This window comes from Leucobacter sp. OLIS6 (assembly GCF_002752355.1).
Taxonomy (GTDB): domain Bacteria; phylum Actinomycetota; class Actinomycetes; order Actinomycetales; family Microbacteriaceae; genus Leucobacter.
The window spans coordinates 336,727-355,603 of sequence record NZ_MRAV01000001.1; the positions used below are offsets into that span (position 1 = coordinate 336,727).

Sequence of the window (18,877 nt, forward strand, 5' to 3'; positions counted from 1 at the left end):
CGCTTGTACATGAAAAGACCCCTCTTTTCATGTACAAGCGTTCACTCGGCCTGCTTCTCGGAAGTCGTCGGCTCCCTCAAACTTCCCTCACATGGAGCGTTCGAAGCGTGCGCGCACCTCCTTGGCTCCAACGATTGTGGAATCCACTGCGACCGCCATGATGCGGCGCCAGGATCGTACGCATGACCAGAGCACTGAGCCGGATCCCACCCGAGCTGAGAGACCGTCCCCTCCCGGTCGGGCGCCAGGGTGCGGGATGCCTCAGCAGAGGCGTCACGCAACATCCCAGATTCACGCGTTCTCATCGGGGCATCGCCAGAGTTCTCCACCCCGGTTCACCCTCTTCGGGTCAAGATGGAACTCGAATGCCGACCGATTCGACGCGCATGCGTGCGCTGGCTGCCGAGTATGCTCCGCTGCTGCGACCGGGCGAGGGTTTTAGCCATACCTGTGCGCTGCTCATCTACGGGGTCCCGATCCGAGCGCCATTGGCGGTGCACGTCGTCGCACAGCTTCCCGCCGGGCAAGTGCGACGGCCGCACGTTCTCGGACATCGGACTTCAGCGCCACTCGCCCTCCGCGACGCGAAGGGCCTCCGGTGCGTTTCACCTTTGACCGCGCTCATCCAATCGGCCAACCTGTTGTCCTTCCGCGAACTGGTGGTCGCGATCGATGCGTTGGTTCTGCCGCGCGGTAGGGAAGGTGAAGCGAGTGCGGTGGTGCCTGTGCGGGATCTCGTCGAAGCCTTGCGTCAGAGACGGGACCGGGGCATCGTTCGGCTCCGGGCAGCAGCCGAGGTCGCGCGAGAAGGTGCGGAGTCGAGATACGCGACCCTCTTGCGGTTCGAGCTGGCCGGAATGGGGCTCGACGACCTCGACCTGCAGGTCGACGTCTGCGACGACGAAGGGTACTGGATCGGGCGGTTCGACCTCGTCGATCGCACCCGGAAGCTCATCATCGAGTACGACGGTGAGCAGCATCGAACAGATCGCGTCCAGTACCTGAAGGATCTCCGCCGACTCGAACGGGCGAGAAAAGCCGGCTACCGGATCCTGCGGCTGCACAAGGAGGACTTTCGGCCGGAGCGGTTGAACGCGACGCGGCAGAGGCTGTGCAAGTTCCTCGGTCGCGCTCCGGTTCCGATCGCCCCGCACCTTGCGAGGCTCTTCGCGGAATGCTGATGGAAGTGCTGATGCGAGTGCTGCACCGCGCCGGCTTCTCCAGAGGAATGGGGTCCAGAGTCAAATCAGTGCCGAGACAGATCCTGGCCGGAGACGGGCCGAGCCGAGTCGGGCCGGGCCGAGCCGAGCCGAGCCGAGCCGGGCCGAGCCGGGGCGAGCCGAGCCCGGCCGAGCCGAGCCCGGCCAGGCCGAGCCGGGCCGGCCTGGGCCCCGCGCATCGGGCCCACGCCCTGGGCCCGGACGGCCTCGGGCTACGCCGCGAGCGCCCGATCCGAGATCGACTCCCGCGATTCGATGCGGCCATCGACCACTGTGACGAGCTCGTCAAGGGCTCCGGCGTGCACAAGGTCGTGGGTCACCAGCAGGGTCGCCGTGCCGCGTTCGTGCACGAGACGGGAGATGAGGGCCATGATCTCGGCACCGCGTTCCTGGTCGAGCGCGCTCGTCGGCTCATCGACCAGCAGCACCTCTGGGTCGTGCACCAGACCCCGAGCGATCGCGACACGCTGCCGCTGTCCACCCGAGAGCTGATGGGGACGCTTGTCAGCATGAGCGGCGAGCCCGACCGCATCGAGCAGCTCGTCCGCCCGAGCGCGAACCGCGGCCCGTCGTTCGGCACGACCGGAGCGACTCCCGCCCAGTTCCGCCATCGCGAACAGCTGCTCCCGCGCGGTCAGCGACGGCAGCAGGTTCGACTGCTGGAACACGATCCCGATGCGCTCGCGGCGCAACGAGGTCGCTTCGGCGGGAGAGAGCGCTGCGGCGTCGATCGCGTCCGCGCCGTCGCCGATCAGCACGCGCCCGGAATCTGGCCGGATCAGCGTAGCGGCGACGGCGAGCAGGCTCGACTTGCCAGAGCCGGACGGGCCCGTGATCCCGACCACGGAGCCCGATCGGGCCGTGAGCGAGACACGGTCGACCGCCGTGATGCGGTCGTCGCCGTCGGGGAAGGTGAGGGTGACGTTGTCGAGCTGGATCATCGGTGGCTCCCGAGTGCGGTGAGGGGGTCGGCTGAAGTGACGGAACGGAGAGCGAACGCGGCGCCGGCGAGACCGAGCACCGCCATGATCACGGCGGGGAGCGCCGTGGTGAGTGGGCTGAGCAGGAACGGCAGGGCGCCGCCCGCCAGGGTGCCGAGCCCGACGACGAGGGCGAGCCCGACGCCGATGCCGAGTACGAGCACCACGAGCGCCTGGCCGAGCGCGTCTCGCACGAGCGATCCGGTGGTGGCGCCGAGCGCTTTCAACACCGCGATGTCTCCGGCACGCTGCATGGTCCAGACGGTGAAGAACGCACCGACCACGAGCGCCGAGATACCGAAGAGCATGGCGATCATGAGGCCGAGCGAACCGATCTCCGACTTGAACGTCTCGAGCGCGCCGAGGCTCGCGAGCGTCGGCTGGGCGACGGTCTTCGTCGACGACGCGACCGCGTCCCAATCGGGCGACCCCGACACGGCGAGCACGGTCACCGCGTCTCCGCCGGATCCGCCCATGCGCTGCGACGCGGCCTGCCACGAGGCCGGGGTCATCGCCACGACCGGAGTGTGGCTGTACCAGGCATCCCCGCCGACCTTCGCGACGCGGTACTCAGAGCCCGCGATCGAGATCCGGTCGCCGACCGAGGCGTCGAGATCCTTCGCGGCGCCCGCTGACAGGCCGACCTCGTCATCCTCCGCGGGAGCGAGCTCGGTGAGGTCGGTCTGCTCGCCGGCACCGGACGGAGCAGAAAACCCGAACAGCGCGACTCCGACCGGTGACCCGCCCGAGGAGACGGAGGCACCAGCGGAACTGGAGGCACCAGCCGAACCGGAGGCCCCAGAGGACTCCGCAGCGCCCGAGAACCCGGCCGATCCAGCCCCGCCGAGCTGCGCCCGGCCCTGCGCGATGCCGACCGGCAGCACCGACGAAACGCCGGGGGCCTCGCGCCATGCCTGCACGGTCTCCGCGTCGATCTCCGAGGTGCCGAACGACGGCGACCCCGATGCGGGATCCTGCAGCACCAGCCGATCGCCGGGAAGCCCCAGCACCGCCGAAACGTTCTGCGACGCGAGCCCGCCGGTCAACCCGGCGAGAAACCCGACGAGGAGGGTGATGAGGGCGACGACGGCCCCGATGAGCAGGAATCGTCCACGGGCGAACCGCAGGTCTCTCCAGGCGACGAACACGAGTGCTTCCTTCCGGCCGCTCGAGGTGAGCAGCACCATTCCAGGCTCCTCGCACGGCGCTCCCGCGTCATCGCCGCTTCGGTCGGTATTCCCGAGTCGAAAGGATGGCCCGCGCTCCAACTTTCGGAGGATGCGTCGCCGCGGCCCCGCGCCTACGCTGGAGATCCATGGCCCACGCGACTCTGACTCCGGTGTTCGTCGGGCTCCGCGTCGGCCTGCACGTGCTGCTCGTGGGGCTCGCGGCGTTCGCCGTGGTGCCCGGGTTCGTCACCGAACGCTCGAGCGCGCCGGGGGCGCTGCTCATCGCGATCCTCTTCGTCGCCGTCTACGCGGGAGGAGTGCTGCTTCCCCGGAAGCGGGTTCCCGCGACGCTCTGGGTCGCCGCGCTCACCCTGCTGTGGGCGGTGCTCGTGTGGCTCGCGCCCGAAGGCGCCTACCTCGTGTTCCCGCTGTTCTTCCTCTACCTGCACGTGCTGCCCGGCGCGGGCGGCATCATCGCCGTCATCGCGTCGACCGCGATCGCGATCCTCGCGCTCGGCCTGCACCTCGGCTTCAGCGTCGGCGGGGTCATCGGCCCGCTCGTCGGCGCCGGTGCCGCGATCCTCATCGGACTCGGTTACCGGGCGCTGGCCCGCGAAGCCGCCGAACGACAGGAACTGGTCGACGAGCTACTGCGCACCCGGGAGCGGCTCGCGGCGACGGAACGCGAACAGGGCGCGCTCGCCGAACGCTCCCGCCTCGCACGAGAGATCCACGACACCGTCGCGCAGGGGCTCTCCAGCATCCAGATGCTGCTGCACGCAGCGGAACGCGACGACCCGGACGGCCCAGGAGCCCGGCACGTGCGCCTGGCCCGGGAGACCGCGGCCGACAGCCTCGCCGAGACTCGGCGGTTCATCCGAGAGCTCGCACCTCCGTCGCTCGACGACGGCTTCGCCGCCGCGCTCCGGCGCCTCGCCGAGGATCAGAGCCGCCGCTCCGGCCTCGTGATCTCGGTCGAGACGCCCGACGAACTGCACCTGCCCATGAGCACGCAGACCGCCCTGCTGCGGATCGCGCAGGGCGCCGTGTCGAACGTCGTACGCCACGCCGCCGCCGGCCGGGCCCGGATCCTGGTCGAGGCGATCGATGGCCGGGTCACGCTCTCCGTGCACGACGACGGCGTCGGCTTCGATCCCGAGCACGTCGCAGCCGGCGGCGGCTCGGCGGACAGCTTCGGCCTGCGCGCCATCGCCGAGCGCGCCCGCCAGCTCGGCGGCACCCTCGTCGTCGAATCCGAGCCCGGACGAGGCACCCTGCTGTCCGTGACCCTCGAGAGGGGAGACGCATGATCCGGATCGTGCTCGCCGATGACCACCCTGTGGTGCGCGCCGGCATCCGAGCCCTGCTCGAGGGCGACCCCGAGCTCGAGATCGTCGGGGAGGCCGCGACGCCGGACGACGCCGTCGCGCTCGCCGCAGCCGGCCGCCCCGATGTCGTCCTCATGGACCTCCAATTCGGGCAGGACCAGACGGGCGCCGACGCGACCCGCAGGATCCGGGCCCTCGCCGGCGCGCCGGCCGTGCTGGTGCTCACCAACTACGACACGGACGGGGACATCCTCGGCGCCGTCGAAGCGGGCGCCAGCGGCTACCTGCTGAAGGACGCTCCGCCGGCCGAGCTGATCGCGGCGATCCGCGCCGCGGCGGCGGGGGAGAGCGCACTCGCACCGGCCATCGCCGGGCGCCTGCTCGCCCGGATCCGCACGCCGCATGCGAGCCTCAGCGCCCGCGAGACCGAGGTGCTGCGCCTCGTCGCCGACGGCGAGAGCAACAGCGCCATCGCGACCAGACTGCACATCTCCGACGCCACCGTGAAATCGCATCTGGTGCACATCTTCTCCAAGCTCGGCGTCTCGTCGCGCACCGCCGCCGTCGCGGCAGCGCGCGACCTCGGCGTGCTGCGCTAGAAACGCTGAGAGCGGGGCCCCGGCCGAAACCGGGACCCCGCTCTGCAGGATCGGAGCTCAGGAGCTCAGGAGCTCAGGAGCTCAGAACTGATTCATCGTGTTGTCCTTGCCGCCGGCCTTGAGGGCCGCGTCGCCGGCGAAGTACTCCTTGTGGTTGTCGCCGATGTCGCTGCCGGCCATGTTCTGGTGCTTGACGGTGGCGATGCCCTGGCGGATCTCCTGGCGCTGCACGTCGCGGACGTAGGTCAGCATGCCCTCGTCGCCGAAGTAGCCCTTGGCGAGGTTGTCGGTCGACAGCGCCGCCGTGTGGTAGGTCGGCAGGGTGATGAGGTGGTGGAAGATGCCGGCGCGGGCCGAGCCGTCGCGCTGGAAGGTGCGGATCTTCTCGTCGGCGATGCGGGCGAGCTCGGTCTCGTCGTACTCGACGCTCATCAGCTTGTCGCGGTCGTACGCCGACACGTCGGCGCCCTCTTCGACGAGCTGGTCGAAGGCCTGCTGGCGGAAGTTGAGGGTCCAGTTGAACGAGGGGCTGTTGTTGTAGACGAGCTTCGCGTTCGGCACGACCTCGCGGATGCGATCCACCATCGAGGCGATCTGCTCGACGTGCGGCTTCTCGGTCTCGATCCAGAGCAGGTCGGCGCCGTTCTGGAGCGAGGTGATGCAGTCGAGCACGACGCGATCCTCGCCGGTGCCCTTGCGGAACTGGTAGAGGTTCGAGGCGAGGCGCTTCGGGCGCAGCAGCTTGCCGTCGCGCTTGATCACGACGTCGCCGTTGCCGAGCTCGGCCTCGGAGATCTCCTCGACGTCGAGGAAGGAGTTGTACTGGTCGCCGAGGTCGCCGGGGGTGCTGGTGACGGCGAGCTTCTGGGTGAGGCCGGCGCCGAGTGAGTCGGTGCGGGCGACGATCACGCCGTTGTCGATGCCGAGCTCGAGGAACGCGTAGCGGACCGCGTTGATCTTCGCGATGAAGTCCTCGTGCGGCACGGTGACCTTGCCGTCCTGATGGCCGCACTGCTTCTCGTCCGAGACCTGGTTCTCGATCTGGATCGCGCAGGCGCCCGCCTCGATCATCTTCTTCGCGAGCAGGTAGGTCGCCTCGGGGTTGCCGAAGCCGGCGTCGATGTCGGCGATGATCGGCACGACGTGCGTCTCGTAGTTGTCGATCTGCGACTGCAGGAACTCGACCGCGGTCTCGTCGCCGGCGGCGCGGGCGTCGTCGAGCTGGGTGAAGAGCAGGTCGAGCTCGCGGGCGTCGGCCTGGCGGAGGAACGTGTAGAGCTCTTCGATGAGCGCGGGCACCGCGGTCTTCTCGTGCATCGACTGATCGGGCAGCGGGCCGAACTCCGAGCGGAGCGCGGCGACCATCCAGCCCGAGAGGTACAGGTAGCGCTTGTTCGTCGTCTTCAGGTGCTTCTTGATCGAGATCAGCTTCTGCTGGCCGATGAAGCCGTGCCAGACGCCGAGCGACTGGGTGTAGACCGAGGAGTCGTCGTCGTACTCGGCCATGTCGCGGCGCATGATATCGGCGGTGTACTGGGCGATCTCGAGGCCGGTCCGGAACCGGTTCTGCGCACGCATACGGGCCACGTGCTCGGGGTTGATCGCATCCCAGCCGGAGCCGTTCTGGTCCTTCAGGCCTTGTGCGGCTTCAATGTCGTTCTGGAACGCGGTCATGATGACTCCTTGACGTGGATCTTCGGTGATTGATTCCACAATGACCGAGCCTGAGCACCCGAATCGGCCATTTCGGGGGTGAAGATTTGACGTATTTCTACTCGACGGAAAATTTCCGGGTTGCGAGGCGGCCTGGAGCGAGGCGCCGGCCGCACTAGGATCGCGGCATGAGCGGACTCTCGGATCGGGCGCAGCTGCGACTGCGGTGGGGGATCGCGGTCCTGCTGGGAGGCGCCGCGGGCGCGATCGCGGGCCCGGCGCTCGGCGTCGCCGCGGGGTTGCTCGCGGGTTGGGGAGCGCTCGCGTGCGTGAGCACCGTCTGGGCGCTGCTGCAGGTGTGGCCCATGGACGCCGAGGCGACGCGGGCGCACGCGACCGCGGAGGATCCGGGCCGGCGTATCGCGCGCCTCATCGCCATCGCTGGCAGCGTCGCGAGCCTGGCCGCGGTCGTGATCGTGATGATCCAGGCGCGCCACGCGAGCGGAGCCGCGACCTACTGGCTCGCGGGCATCGCCGTGGTCAGCATCGTGGCGTCGTGGGCACTGATCCAGGTCAACTACCTGTTGCACTTCGCCCGCAGCTACTACGAGGATCGCGGCGACGGCGAGATCAAGCGCGGCATCGACTTCAACCAGCAGGAACCGCCGGAATACACCGACTTCGCCTACTTCTCCATCGGGCTCGGAATGACCTACCAGGTCGCCGACACGAACGTGACGCGCAACGAGATCCGTCGCATCGTGATCGCCCAGACGACGCTCGCCTACCTCTTCGGAGCGGGGATCCTCGCAACCGTCATCAACCTGGTGTCGGGTCTCGGCTGACGCGCAGCAGGGGCGCCCGGACGCACCGCGCTGCGCATGATCCGCGCCGCGCGGGCGCCCCGCGACCGGCGGCGTCGTGTGAGGATGGAGGCGAACCGGATCGACGGCAGCGAGGGAGCACCGGAATGCACGACACCCAGCAGTGGATCACCGACGGCGGCATCGAGACCGCGCTCGTCGACCGCCTGGGGCAGGATCTGCCCGAGTTCGCCGCGTTCGTGCTGCTCGACAGCGCCGAGGGGCGCCGGGCGCTGCGCGAGTACTACGCGCCCTTCGTCGAGATCGCCGACGCCGCGGGCCTGCCGATCGTGCTCGACACCCCGACCTGGCGTGCGAACCCCGACTGGGGCGCGCTGCTCGGCGCCGACGACGCGCACCTCGAACGGATCAACGAGGACGCGGCGGCGTTCGTGCGCGAGGTCGCCGACGAGCTCGCCCCCGATGCGGACGTGATCGTGAACGGGTGCGTCGGCCCGCGATACGACGAGTTCGAGGCCGATCAGCGCATGACCGCCGAGGAGGCGCAGAGCTATCACGCGCCGCAGGTCGCCGCGCTCGCGGCGGCCGGTGCGGATCGGATCACCGCGGTGACGGCGCTCGATGCGGCGGAGGGCATCGGCGTGGCCCGCGCGGCGATGGCGCTCCGGGTGCCCGCGTACGTGTCGTTCACGGTCGGGGCCGACGGGCGGCTGGCCGACGGATCCTCGCTCGCGGAGGCCATCGCGATGGGCGATGCAGCCACCGGCGGCGGCATCGAGGCCTATCTCGTCAACTGCGCGCACCCGTCGGAGGTCGCCGCGGGCCTGGACGACGGCTCCGCCGCCCTCAGCCGGATCGCCGGGTTCCGGCTGAACGCCGCGCGCGACGGCGACGACGGGGCTTGCGATGGGCCGGCGCGTTTCGCCGCCGGGGTGCTCGCCCTGCGGGATCTCGCGCCGAACGCGCGGGTGTTCGGCGGCTGCTGCGGCACGGATGCGCCGCATATCGATGCACTCGCAGGACTCCTGCGGGGTGCTCCGACTTCGAGTCGCTAGGCTGTCCGGGTGACTGATCCGCTGATTCCCGAGCTTGTCGAGACCGAGGTCGAGGTACCGGAGCGCAATCCGCACCTGGTGCCGTGGATCACGGTCGGCGCGATCGCCGTCGTCGCGATCGTGGTGTCGATCCTCCTGGTGACCTTCGGTCGGGCCGAGAGCATCGCCCCGACCGCAGATCCGAAGCCGTCGACGTCCGAGACGACCTCGCCGTCGCCGTCCACGACCCCCAGCGAGACGCCGACCCCGACCGAGACACCCAAGACCGACGACGTGCCGGTCGTCACGATGGGACCGTCGCAGCGGCTCGCGATCGAGCCCTGGGGCGTGCAGGCGCAGCTGTCGAACAAGTTCGGCAGTTCGCAGTACTCGATCGATGCGCAGCAGAATCTCGTGCTCACCTCGCCGCTGATCGAGAAGCTGCCCGAGTCCTGCGCGGCCATGCGCAAGCAGTTCGGCATCACGAAGGGCACCGACGGCAAGTACGTCGTGCTGCGGCCCGGCGAGAAGTGCGCCGAGGCGCCCGAGCTCTACGACGAGATCTGGGGCCAGCTGGCCGAGACCGTCAAGACGATTAAGCCGCTCTGAGCGCAGAGCCCCGCGCGGCCGGGCCGCGCTACCTCGCGACGGCGAACAGCGCGGGCCAGATTGCGACCGCGAGCGGATACCCGACGAAGCTCACGATGTCGAGGATCCAGTGCGCCACGACGAGGGGGAGCGACCGGCCCCAGCGCTGGTAGCACCAGCCGAAGACGAGGCCCATGACGACGTTGCCGATGAACCCGCCGAAGCCCTGATACAGGTGGTAGGTGCCGCGCAGCAGGGCGCTCGACACGATCGTGGCGACGGGGCCGACGCCGAGGCGCTTGAGCCGCTCGAAGAGGTAGGCGACCACGATGAGTTCCTCGGTCAGCGCCGCTTTCAGCGCCTGCAGCACCAGCACGGGTACGGTCCACCAGGCGGCGTCGAGCGCGGTCGGGATCACGGTCGCGTTGATGCCGATCGCCTTGGCGATCACGTAGAACGCCAACCCCGGGATCCCGATGGCGGCGGCGAGCAGGAACCCGCCGCCGGTCTCCCGCGCCCACCAGGGGCCGCGCGGGGAATCGGACACCCGGACCGGGGCGCCGAGACCGAGCGCGCCCAGCCGCGGAGCCCGTTCGCGCCAGAGCAGGAAGACGACCAGGGCGACCGGGGCCAGGCCGAAGCCGAAGGAGAGCAGCTGGTAGATCAGGTCGAACAGCGGGCGCTCGTCGAGCGGCGTGTTGATGGTCGCGGTCTGCGAGGACAGTGCGGTGTCGCGGGTGAGGCGATCGGCGATGGCGACGATCGCGTAGACCGCCGAGGCGCCGAGCGAGAGCGCGAGGACGATGGCGATCTCCCAGCGGAGCCGGGCGGGGGAAGGCTGCGGGGCTGCGGAGCCCGGAACGCGTTCGGAGGAGAGCACGCGCTCAGCGTACCGGCGCAGGGCTCGGACGAATTCGCGAGAACTGTTCGAACTCGACAAAACCGTCTCCGCGTTCTGGGGGTCGCATTGTGACTTCCTGGACCTTCGTCACGATTGGGTCGCGATTCGCGCGCGTTGGCCGTTTGTGCAGACGCCTTCCGATTAGGCTCTGGTCGGTTGAACTCCGCGGAGTGCGATGGGGCGTTTTCGATGCCCGGGGCACCTCTGCGGAATCTGAACAAGGAGGAATATCTTGAAGCGAACTCGGATCGGCCTGGGGCTCATCGCCCTCGCCGCAGCGGGCTCACTTGCACTCGCGGGCTGCTCGTCGTCGAGCACCGGCGGAGACAAGGGATCGACGCCCAAGGGCGACGCGTCGGCCATCATCACCGCGAACGGATCGGAGCCGGAAAGCGGCCTGATCCCCAGCGACACCAACGAGGTGGGCGGCGGAAAGATCCTCGACGCGATCTTCGCCGGCCTGGTGTACTACGACGCGAAGGGCAAGCCCCAGAATGACGTGGCGGAGTCCATTGATACCAAGGACTCGAAGGTCTTCACCATCAAGCTGAAGGCCGACCAGAAGTTCACCAACGGTGACCCGGTCGACGCCGACTCGTTCGTCAACGCGTGGAACGACGCCGCGAAGCTGTCGAACGCGCGCAAGAACTCGAGCTGGTTCGCCAACATCGAGGGCTTCGACGACAAGAAGGACGCGAAGCTCTCGGGCCTCAAGGTCGTCGACCCGACCACCTTCGAGGTCACGCTGAAGGAAGCCCAGTCGGACTTCCCGTTGCAGCTCGGCTACTCGTCGTTCTACCCGCTGCCCAAGTCGGCGTTCGACGCCAAGGGCAACGTGACCAAGGAGTTCGGTCAGAACCCGATCGGCAACGGCCCCTACAAGGTCGCCGACAACGGCTGGGTGCACAAGCAGAAGATCGACCTGGTCAAGAACGACGAGTACAAGGGCGACCGCGCGCCGAAGAACGGTGGCGTGACCATCAAGTTCTACGACTCGCAGGATGCGGCCTACGCGGATCTGCAGGGCGGACACCTCGACGTCCTCGACGCGATCCCGGATTCGGGTCTCGCCACCTTCCAGACCGACCTGGGCGACCGTGCGGTCAACCAGCCGGCTGCGATCTTCCAGTCGTTCACGATCCCGTCCCGCCTGCCGCACTTCAGCGGCAAGGAGGGCGAGCTGCGTCGCGCCGCCATCTCGATGTCGATCAACCGCGATCAGATCACCGACAAGATCTTCTACAAGACCCGCACCACCGCGACCGACTGGTCGTCGCCGGTCATCGACGGGTACAGCAAGAGCCTCAAGGGCGGCGACGTCCTGAAGTACGACCCGAAGAAGGCCAAGGAGCTGTGGGCCGAGGCCGACAAGATCTCCAAGTGGTCGGGCAAGTTCCAGATCGGCTACAACGCCGACGGCGGCCACCAGGGCTGGGTCGATGCCGTGACCAACGACATCAAGAACACCCTCGGCATCGACGCATCGGGCGCTCCGAACCCGCTGTTCGGCGACTTCCGCCAGTCGATCACCGACCGTAAGATCCAGACCGCGTTCCGCTCGGGCTGGCAGGGCGACTACCCGGGTCTGTACAACTTCCTGGCCCCGCTCTACAAGACCGGCGCGTCCTCGAACGACGGCGACTACTCGAACCCCGAGTTCGACAAGCTGCTGGCCGAGGGCCTCGCAGAGAAGGACGTGGAGGCCGCGAACGGCAAGTTCCACGAGGCGCAGGAGGTCCTGAACAAGGATCTGCCGGCGATCCCGCTGTGGTACTCGAACGTCTCGGGCGGCTTCGGCACCAGCGTCGAGAACGTCACCTTCGGGTGGAACTCGGTTCCGCTGTACTACGAGATCACCAAGACGGCCGCGAAGTAACGCTGCCTGATGAGGCCCCGGGCGCACCCGCCCGGGGCCTCACCCCGTCACGCCGCACCCGGCAGACCAGACGGGCCACGAGCCCGGCGCAGCGCAGACATCGACGTCTGGAATTCGTTTTGCGCCCCGACTGCGAGAGAATACGCAACATGTCTACTCAGTTCGAGCGGGGGAGGGGACCAGCCACATGCTGAGATACGTCCTCTTCCGCATCCTGCAAACGATCCCGGTGCTCCTCGGCACCACCTTCCTGATCTACTTCATGGTCTTCGCCATGCCCGGCGACCCGGTGCTCGCGCTCTTCGGCGACAAGACGCCGAGCCCCGAGGTGCTCGCGCAGATCAAGCACCAGTACCACTTGGATCAGCCCTTCATCGTGCAGTACCTGCTGTACATCGGCGGCATCTTCCGCGGCGACCTCGGCATGACCTTCTCGGGTCAGCAGGTCAGCGAGGTGCTCGCGACCACCTTCCCGGTGACCATCCGCCTCGCCCTCATGGCGATCGTGATCGAGCTCGTGCTCGCGATCTCGATCGGCCTCATCTCGGGCCTGCGCAAGGGCAAGTTCTTCGACAACATCAGCCTCATCATCGGCCTGATCATGATGAGCGTGCCGATCTTCGTGATCGCGTTCGTCGGCCAGTACTTCCTCGGCATCAAGTGGCCGATCTTCAGAACGACCGTCGGACCGGGCGCCCCGTTCCAGGATCTGATCCTGCCGGCGCTGGTGCTCGGCATCTCGCTCTACGCGACCAGCATGCGCCTCACGCGCGCCTCGGTCATCGACACCCTGAACCAGGACTTCGTGCGCACCGCGTACGCCAAGGGCCTGAGCCGCGGGCGGGTCATCCCCGTGCACGTGCTGCGCAACTCGCTGATCCCGACCCTGACCAACACCGCCACCAACTTCGGTGTGCTCATGGTCGGAGCGACGATCACGGAGGGCATCTTCAACGTGCCGGGCGTCGGCAACACGCTGTTCCGCGCGATCAAGCTCGGCGAGAACACCACCGTGGTCTCGTTCGTCACCGTGATGGTGCTGATCTACCTCTTCGTCAACCTCTTCGTTGACCTGCTCTACGCCGTGCTCGACCCGAGGATCCGTTATGCCTGAGTCCACGACCCCCAAGCTCGAACACTACGTAGCCCCGGTCGACGAGACCCCGGTCGCCGCGGTCGACGCGCCCCAGCTCGACGAACGCCGCTCCGGTCTCTGGATCGACGCCTGGCGCGACATCCGCAAGCGTCCGATGTTCTACATCTCGGCGGCGCTGCTGCTCGTCGTGCTCGCCGCGGCGTTCTTCCCGCAGTGGTTCACCTCGGTGGATCCCACCAAGTGCGATCTCGCGCAGAGCCTCAACGGGCCGAGCGAGGGCCACCCCTTCGGGTACAACCGCCAGGGTTGCGACATCTACTCGCGCGTGATCCACGGCACCTCGACCTCGCTGTCGGTGGGCCTCATCTCGACGCTGCTCGTATTCGTGCTCGGCACGATCATGGGTGCGATCGCCGGCTTCTTCGGCGGCTGGGTCGACGCGGTGCTCTCGCGCATCGGCGACATCTTCTTCTCGATCCCCTACATCCTCGCGGCGGTCATCGTCATGGGCATGTTCAAGGAGTTCCGCAACATCTGGACCATCTCGCTCGCCATCGGCCTCTTCGCCTGGGCGTCGAGCGCGCGCGTGCTGCGCGCCGAGGTGCTGCGCGTGAAGCCCGCCGACTACGTCACCGCGTCCAAGGCGCAGGGGCTCGGGCCGTGGAAGACCCTGTGGCGCCACGTCCTGCCGAACTCGATGGCCCCGATGATCGTCGTCTCGACGCTCTCGCTCGCGGCCTCGATCGTGGCGGAGGCCTCGCTGTCCTTCCTCGGTGTCGGACTCGGTTCCGACGTCATGTCGTGGGGCAACGACATCTCGCAGGCGCAGGCCGATCTGCGCACTGCTCCGATGAACCTCATCTACCCGTCCATCGCGCTGTCGATCACGGTGCTCGCCTTCATCCTGCTCGGCGAACTCCTGCGTGACGCGCTCGACCCGAAGGCGAGGGCGCAGCGATGAGCGAGCAGCAGCCGATCCTCAGCGTTCGCGACCTCAAGGTCGCGTTCGGCACGAAGAAGAAGCAGAACGAGGTGCTGCACGGCGTCGGTTTCGACGTCTACGCGGGCGAGACCGTCGCGATCGTCGGCGAGTCGGGCTCCGGCAAGTCCACCACCATGCACGCGGTCATCAACCTGCTGCCCGGCACCGGCAAGGTGACCGGCGGTTCGGTGCAGTGGAACGGGCGCGAGCTCGTCGGCATCGGGCGCAAGGAGATGGAGTCGATCCGCGGTCGTGAGATCGGCCTCGTGCCGCAGGACCCGATGTCGAACCTGAACCCGGTGTGGTCGGTCGGCTTCCAGGTCGAGGAGGCGATCCGTGCGAACGGGCTCGCCTCGGGCAAGAAGGCCGTGCACGCGCGCGCCGTCGAGGTGCTCGAGCAGGCCGGCCTGCAGAACGCCGAGCAGCGCATGAAGCAGTACCCGCACCAGTTCTCGGGCGGCATGAAGCAGCGCGCGCTGATCGGCATCGGTCTCGCCGCGAACCCCGAACTGCTGATCGCGGACGAGCCCACCTCGGCGCTCGACGTGACCGTGCAGCGCGTGGTGCTGAACCACCTCGAGAAGCTCACGAAGGAGCTCGGCACCGCCGTGGTCTTCATCACGCACGACCTCGGCCTCGCGGCCGAGCGCGCGGAGAAGCTCATCGTGATGTACAAGGGCAACATCGTCGAGTCGGGACCGAGCCGCGAGATCCTGCAGAACCCGCAGCACCCCTACACCCGTCGACTGGTGTCCGCCGCCCCGAGCCTCGCATCGCGTCGCATCGGGACGGATGCGAGCCTGCCCGCGGCCCCCACCTCGACGTTCGACGTCGCGGCGCTGGCCGAGAGCACGGAGCGCAAGATCGGCGAGCCGCTGATCGAGGTCGAGGGCCTGCGCAAGGTCTACAAGCTCCGCAAGGGCAACTTCGGTTCCGAGGACTTCGTGGCGGTCGACGACGCGAACTTCACGATCAACCGCGGCGAGACCCTCGCGCTCGTGGGCGAGTCCGGTTCGGGCAAGTCCACGATCGCGAAGATGGTGCTGCAGCTCGAGGACCCGACCGCCGGAACGATCAAGATCGAGGGCCGCGACACGTCGAAGCTGAACGGCCGCGAGCTGTTCAACCTGCGTCGCACGCTCCAGCCCGTGTTCCAGGATCCCTACGGCTCGCTCGATCCGCTGCACAACATCGGCAACACGATCATGGAGCCGCTGAAGATCCACAACGTGGGCGACGCGGCGAGCCGCAAGGCGCGCATGTACGAGCTGCTCGACCAGGTCTCGTTGCCGCGCGAGGTCGCGACCCGATACCCGAACGAGCTCTCGGGCGGTCAGCGACAGCGCGTCGCGGTCGCCCGCGGTCTGGCGCTCAAGCCGGACATCCTCGTGCTCGACGAGGCCGTGTCGGCGCTCGACGTGCTGGTGCAGGCGCAGATCCTCGATCTGCTCGCCGAGCTGCAGCGCGATCTGGGCCTGACCTACCTCTTCATCACGCACGACCTCGCGGTCGTGCGCCTGATCGCGGATCGCGTGTGCGTGATGCAGCAGGGCAAGATCGTGGAGCAGGCGACCACCGACGAGGTGTTCGAGAACCCGCAGCAGGAGTACACCAGGAACCTGCTGGCGGCGATCCCGGGCGCGGGCATCGAGCTGGGCGTGGCGTAGTACCAGACACTCCGACGCCGCAGCGGGGCGGGATCCTTCGGGATCCCGCCCCGCTGTCGTATCCGGGTACCGAACGTGTCACGATTGCGACAACCCGGTTCGCGGGGGCCCGCGCGGCTCGCTATGATCGGGCTGTCTCTCCGCGTGGCAACGTCGCCGCATCGATGCGTCGACGTGAATGCGGACTCAACCCATGTAATGGAGCAAGAGTGAAACTTTCACGGACTGGAACCGGCGCACTCGCACTCGTCGCCTCGGGAGCACTGCTGCTCACCGGCTGCGCGCAGGGCGGCAGCGGAGGAAACGGCGGAGGCGGCGGAGCCGTCACGGTCGGCACGACCGAGGTCGTCACGGCCCTCGACCCGGCGGGCGCGTACGACAACGGCTCGTTCGCGGTCATGACGAACGTCTACCCGTTCCTGCTGAACAACCCCGTCGGCAAGTCGGAGGTCGAGCCCGACATCGCCGAGTCGGCCGAGTTCACCTCGCCGACCGAGTACACGGTCAAGCTCAAGAAGGACCTCACCTTCGCGAACGGCCACAAGCTGACGAGCTCGGACGTGAAGTTCACGTTCGACCGCCAGCTCAAGATCAACGACCCCAACGGCCCCGCCAGCCTGCTCGCGAACCTCGCGAGCGTCGAGGCGAAGGACGACCAGACGGTCGTCTTCACCCTCAAGGAGGGCAACGACCAGACCTTCCCGCAGGTGCTGTCGAGCCCGGTGGGCCCGATCGTCGACGAGGAGGTCTTCTCGGCCGACAAGCTCACGAGCGACGCCGACATCGTGAAGGGCAAGGCGTTCGCCGGCCAGTACACGCTCGATTCGTTCGACAAGGGCAACCTCGCCGCATACAAGGCGTTCGACGGCTACCAGGGCCTCTGGGGCAAGCCGAAGAGCAGCTCGGTCAACGTGAAGTACTTCGGCAACGAGTCGAACCTCAGCCAGGCGATCCAGACCAAGGCCGTCGACGTCGCGTTCCGCTCGCTGTCGGCGACCGATATCGAGAAGCTCGGCAAGACCAAGGGTCTGAAGGTCGTCAACGGCCCCGGCGGCGAGATTCGCTACATCGTCTTCAACTTCAACACGCAGCCCTTCGGCGCCAAGACGCCCGAGGCCGACGCGAAGAAGGCGCTGGCCGTGCGCCAGGCCGCTGCAGACCTCGTCGATCGCGCGAAGATCGCCAAGGAGGTCTACAAGGACACCTACACCCCGCTGTACAGTTACGTGCCGCAGGGCCTGACGGGTGCGGTGGAGCCGCTGAAGAGCCTCTACGGCGACAAGCAGGGCGGTCCCAGCGCGGACGCCGCCAAGAAGGTGCTCGCCGACGCCGGCGTCCCGACCCCGGTGAAGCTGCAGCTGCAGTACTCGCCCGACCACTACGGCAACTCCTCGGCCGAGGAGTACGCGCAGGTGAAGTCGCAGCTCGAGGCCGGCGGCCTGTTCACCGTCGACCTGCAGTCGACCGAGTGGGGCCAGTACTCGAAGGACCGCGTCGCAGACGTGTACCCGGCGTACCAGCTCGGCTGGTTCCCCGACTACTCGGACGCCGACAACTACCTGTCGCCGTTCTTCGCCAAGGAGAACTTCCTGGTGAACCACTACGACAACGCCGAGGTGCAGAAGCTCATCTCCGAGCAGCGGGTCACCCCCGATGCCGCCGAGCGCACCAAGAAGATCGAGCAGATCCAGGAGCTCGTGGCGGGCGACCTCTCGACCCTGCCGCTGCTGCAGGGCTCGCAGGTCGCGGTCGCTGTCGACGGGGTCGAGGGCGTCACCCTCGACGCGTCGTTCAAGTTCCGCTTCGGGACGCTGCAGAAGTAGACGCGATCCGGTGAATCGGGCGGGGAGCACGGCTCCCCGCCCGATCCGCCATGCGAACCATGACTGTCGACACGCAGGCCGCTCCGGCGGCCGTCACGTCCCGCACACGCTCCGGGGGAGGGCTCGGCCGCTACATCCTGTGGCGGGCCGTGCTCATCATCCCGACCGTGTTCATCCTCGTCTCGCTGGTGTTCGTGCTCATGCGCACCATCGGCGACCCGATCACCTCCTCGGTGGGCGGCAAGCTGCCGCCCGACGAACTGGCGAAGCGCATCCACGAGGCCGGCTACGACCGCCCGGTGATCGTGCAGTACTTCGAGTACCTCGGCCAGATCTTCACGGGGAACTTCGGTACCACGATCAGCGACCACCGCCCGGTCACCGAGGTGCTCGTCACCTTCGGCGCCGCGACGCTCGAGCTCGCGATCTACACCCTCATCGTCGCGTTCATCGTCGGCATCCCGCTCGGCATGCTCGCGGCCTACTACCGCGACCGCGGACCCGATGCGGCGCTCCGCGTCTTCGCGATCCTCACCTACGCCACCCCGGTGTTCTTCTCGGGCCTGCTGCTGAAGCTGATCTTCGGCGTCTGGCTCGGGTGGCTGCCGACCACGGGCCGCGCTTCGGTCGGTACGGAGCTCAAGATCCAGCTGCTGCCGAACCCATCCGGGATCTATCTGATCGATGCGTTCCGGCTCGGCGATCCGGAGGCGATCGGCGACGTGCTCGCGCACGCGATCCTGCCGGCGCTCACGCTGGGACTCATGACCGCCGGTGTGTTCCTACGGCTCGTGCGCACCAACATGATCGGCACGCTCGGCCGCGACTACATCGAGTCCGGTCGCTCTCGCGGCGTCCGCGAGTTCCGCCTGGTCTCGAAGCACGCCTACCGGCCGGCGCTGATCCCGATCATCACGGTGATCGGCCTGCAGATCGCGCTGCTCCTGGGCGGCGCGGTGCTGACCGAGAGCACCTTCGAATGGAAGGGACTCGGGTTCCAGCTGGCCCACTATCTGAGCGCACGCGATTTCACGGCGGTGCAGGGCATCGTCGCGATGCTGGCGGTGATCGTCGCGCTGAGCAACTTCGTCGTCGACGTCGTCGCCGCGCTCATCGACCCGCGAGTGAGGTATTGAC

At 68.0% G+C, this 18,877-nt stretch carries 16 protein-coding genes; 12 read left to right on the forward strand and 4 right to left on the reverse strand.

The genetic code is table 11. The features are described from left to right. The first annotated feature begins 365 nt into the window (after positions 1 to 365). The gene (locus BMH31_RS01575) at positions 366 to 1,181 is read left to right on the forward strand and encodes a DUF559 domain-containing protein (RefSeq protein WP_158234960.1); all 816 of its coding nucleotides are present in this window, start codon (positions 366 to 368) and stop codon (positions 1,179 to 1,181) included. A gap of 251 nt (positions 1,182 to 1,432) precedes the next feature. On the opposite strand, the gene BMH31_RS01580 is transcribed toward BMH31_RS01575, so the two are convergent. Then, positions 1,433 to 2,161, reverse strand: coding sequence for an ABC transporter ATP-binding protein (locus BMH31_RS01580; RefSeq protein WP_099723595.1), 729 nt, complete (start codon positions 2,159 to 2,161; stop codon positions 1,433 to 1,435). Continuing rightward, complete coding sequence (locus BMH31_RS01585; RefSeq protein WP_099723640.1) at positions 2,158 to 3,348, reverse strand: ABC transporter permease; 1,191 nt, start codon at positions 3,346 to 3,348, stop codon at positions 2,158 to 2,160. Before BMH31_RS01585 ends, BMH31_RS01580 begins: the two co-directional genes overlap by 4 nt. Before the next feature lie 167 nt (positions 3,349 to 3,515). Between BMH31_RS01585 and BMH31_RS01590 the strand changes: the two genes are divergently transcribed. Continuing rightward, a complete protein-coding gene (locus BMH31_RS01590) occupies positions 3,516 to 4,679 on the forward strand; it encodes a sensor histidine kinase (protein WP_099723596.1) in 1,164 nt (387 codons plus the stop codon). Continuing rightward, the gene (locus BMH31_RS01595; protein WP_099723597.1) at positions 4,676 to 5,296 is read left to right on the forward strand and encodes a response regulator transcription factor; all 621 of its coding nucleotides are present in this window, start codon (positions 4,676 to 4,678) and stop codon (positions 5,294 to 5,296) included. Before BMH31_RS01590 ends, BMH31_RS01595 begins: the two co-directional genes overlap by 4 nt. 81 nt (positions 5,297 to 5,377) lie before the next feature. Here the strand turns inward: BMH31_RS01595 and BMH31_RS01600 are convergent, their stop codons facing one another. Next, the gene (locus BMH31_RS01600) at positions 5,378 to 6,970 is read right to left on the reverse strand and encodes an isocitrate lyase (protein WP_099723598.1); all 1,593 of its coding nucleotides are present in this window, start codon (positions 6,968 to 6,970) and stop codon (positions 5,378 to 5,380) included. 167 nt (positions 6,971 to 7,137) lie between these two features. Between BMH31_RS01600 and BMH31_RS01605 the strand changes: the two genes are divergently transcribed. From BMH31_RS01605 to BMH31_RS01615, 3 genes are all read left to right on the forward strand, one after another. After that, positions 7,138 to 7,794 carry a DUF1345 domain-containing protein gene (locus BMH31_RS01605; protein ID WP_099723599.1) on the forward strand — a complete coding sequence of 219 codons (657 nt, stop codon included), beginning with the start codon at positions 7,138 to 7,140 and terminating at the stop codon, positions 7,792 to 7,794. Positions 7,795 to 7,919: 125 nt separating this feature from the next. Continuing rightward, entirely contained in the window at positions 7,920 to 8,828 is a 909-nt protein-coding gene (locus BMH31_RS01610) for a homocysteine S-methyltransferase family protein (protein WP_099723600.1), read from the forward strand. A 9-nt stretch (positions 8,829 to 8,837) separates the two neighbouring features. Further along, positions 8,838 to 9,416, forward strand: a complete 579-nt coding sequence (locus tag BMH31_RS01615) for a hypothetical protein (protein WP_099723601.1) — start codon at positions 8,838 to 8,840, stop codon at positions 9,414 to 9,416. 28 nt (positions 9,417 to 9,444) lie between these two features. Here BMH31_RS01615 and BMH31_RS01620 read toward each other — a convergent pair whose 3' ends face one another. Then, positions 9,445 to 10,275: a type II CAAX endopeptidase family protein gene (locus BMH31_RS01620; protein WP_099723602.1), complete on the reverse strand. Its 831-nt coding sequence runs from the start codon at positions 10,273 to 10,275 to the stop codon at positions 9,445 to 9,447. A gap of 253 nt (positions 10,276 to 10,528) precedes the next feature. On the opposite strand from BMH31_RS01620, the gene BMH31_RS01625 reads away from it, so the two are divergent. The 6 genes from BMH31_RS01625 to BMH31_RS01650 all read left to right on the forward strand — a co-directional run bounded on the left by BMH31_RS01625 (position 10,529) and on the right by BMH31_RS01650 (position 18,876). Further along, a complete protein-coding gene (locus BMH31_RS01625) occupies positions 10,529 to 12,172 on the forward strand; it encodes an ABC transporter substrate-binding protein (RefSeq protein WP_099723603.1) in 1,644 nt (547 codons plus the stop codon). 187 nt (positions 12,173 to 12,359) lie between these two features. Then, the gene (locus tag BMH31_RS01630) at positions 12,360 to 13,286 is read left to right on the forward strand and encodes an ABC transporter permease (RefSeq protein WP_099723604.1); all 927 of its coding nucleotides are present in this window, start codon (positions 12,360 to 12,362) and stop codon (positions 13,284 to 13,286) included. Then, on the forward strand, positions 13,279 to 14,229 hold the full coding sequence (locus BMH31_RS01635) for an ABC transporter permease (RefSeq protein ID WP_099723605.1): 951 nt from the start codon (positions 13,279 to 13,281) through the stop codon (positions 14,227 to 14,229). Before BMH31_RS01630 ends, BMH31_RS01635 begins: the two co-directional genes overlap by 8 nt. Next, positions 14,226 to 15,917, forward strand: coding sequence for an ABC transporter ATP-binding protein (locus BMH31_RS01640; RefSeq protein WP_099723606.1), 1,692 nt, complete (start codon positions 14,226 to 14,228; stop codon positions 15,915 to 15,917). Before BMH31_RS01635 ends, BMH31_RS01640 begins: the two co-directional genes overlap by 4 nt. A 209-nt stretch (positions 15,918 to 16,126) precedes the next feature. Further along, entirely contained in the window at positions 16,127 to 17,740 is a 1,614-nt protein-coding gene (locus BMH31_RS01645) for an ABC transporter substrate-binding protein (RefSeq protein ID WP_241898083.1), read from the forward strand. 59 nt (positions 17,741 to 17,799) lie between these two features. Then, on the forward strand, positions 17,800 to 18,876 hold the full coding sequence (locus tag BMH31_RS01650) for an ABC transporter permease (RefSeq protein WP_099723641.1): 1,077 nt from the start codon (positions 17,800 to 17,802) through the stop codon (positions 18,874 to 18,876). Position 18,877: the final 1 nt, after the last annotated feature.